The organism is Candidatus Symbiopectobacterium sp. NZEC135 (genome assembly GCF_025962695.1).
The window spans coordinates 1-1,515 of sequence record NZ_JAGFPF010000410.1 but is presented as its reverse complement, the minus strand read 5'-3'; the positions used below and the strand labels follow the sequence as shown (position 1 = coordinate 1,515).

General features: G+C 44.2%; 2 protein-coding genes. Both read right to left on the bottom strand.

Translation table 11 applies throughout. The features are described 5' to 3' along the window. Positions 1 to 48: 48 nt before the first annotated feature. Positions 49 to 1,017, bottom strand: coding sequence for a hypothetical protein (locus J5224_RS27365; RefSeq protein ID WP_264628289.1), 969 nt, complete (start codon positions 1,015 to 1,017; stop codon positions 49 to 51). A gap of 221 nt (positions 1,018 to 1,238) precedes the next feature. Then, positions 1,239 to 1,460, bottom strand: coding sequence for a PAAR domain-containing protein (locus J5224_RS27360; RefSeq protein WP_413544731.1), 222 nt, complete (start codon positions 1,458 to 1,460; stop codon positions 1,239 to 1,241). Positions 1,461 to 1,515 lie beyond the last annotated feature (55 nt).

The following is a 1,515-nucleotide window of genomic DNA, read 5'->3' as shown; positions in this document are numbered from 1 at the left end:
CTAATTTAACGGCGTTGCCCATACGACAATCCTCATTGTAAATAGAGGTCAAATTACAGGAATGAACTTTCCATCAATAAAAGAGAATATGGGGGAGAAATATTTCATTTTCTTCTTTCCGTCTTGGTTTTCAGTAAAGTAAGAAATAGGGGAAACAAGAGGGCTTGATTTATTAACAAGACGAACCATTCTTTTGTTATTCATCACTTCTATTTCATAATCATTCCAATTGATAGATACCATTTTGAATGAAGGATCTTTAAATGATTCGGAAAAATTTGTGCTGTTATATATCTCAGCAACGCTATCGCCTGTGGTTACCGACCATGCGTGTAGTGATTCACTGAGAGATGATTTGATTGCTTCTTGATTTCTTTCAGCAAAAAGATGCCAGAGATCGAGATAGGCAATTTTTAGTGCCTGGGTCTGTTCAGGTTTACCGGTAAAGGGTGTGGCTTGCGTCCATTTCCACTCTGGGAGGCCTTTAAGATAGACTTTCTGCGTAAACTGATAGAGCTCCATTCCTACGGGGAAATTATTATCCCTAAAATAATTATCAGGAATATGTCCCTTTTCTACCTGCTGCGCTGTGATTTTTTTTACTGATACGTTTTCAGCTTTAGCGCTGTTCTCTTCTCCACCTGATTGCGCATAAGGAATGCCGTCTTTACCGATTGCAATCGTGAGCTGGCTTAATACCTTTGACTCTTTGCCTTTAAATGCGGTTAAAGCGACTTTACAACCCGCATCGGGCTTAAACGACTTGCGCGCTTCATCACCGATAGTTTCCTTTGAGAACCAGCCCAGCGCTCCGATTTCAACCGTGATCTCATTCTCTCCATTTTCCAACGCAAGCAATGCGTTAGTGCTGGATGTGCCAAACCCTCTCCCTGCCACCGCCGAATGACGGTTATCCATACCAAGCACACCGTTGGTCTTGATAGCGCAAAACGCCGAGTTAATATCGAATACGCTGCAGACCCTTAACGGCTCATTAGCGGCATTCGCGGTAGACATCACCATTACGCCTGACAGTATTAGGCATTTCCATTGAAAAAACGGCCTCATCATGTGCTTTCCTTATATTCCTAATGTTTAGGATTGGATTCCATCGCCCAGGGCTCCTGATTCGTTTTTTTCACTTCATTATATTTGGAATTCGATCCCACGGCTGGGCGGGTATCACAGCCAGTCAGCCAATCATCACACGTCCACCGCCGATTATGATACCGCCACAGCTAACGGCTGTCCCCCGTATGTGCAGCGGATTTTCCGTCAATAAAGACACTGGATAAACCACCACTGATGATTCGACGATGTCCGTGCAGAACCAGAGGATGGCTTTGGCATGCCAGTGGCAGACCATCAATCTTAAAGGTTGAGGAATCCGCCACGACGGAGGTTGGAGGATGACTTCCGAGCCCGGTATCGGTATTGCCTAATTTAACGGCTTTGCCCATACGGCAATCCTCATTGTAAATAGTGGTCAAATAACAGGAATGAACTTTCCATCAA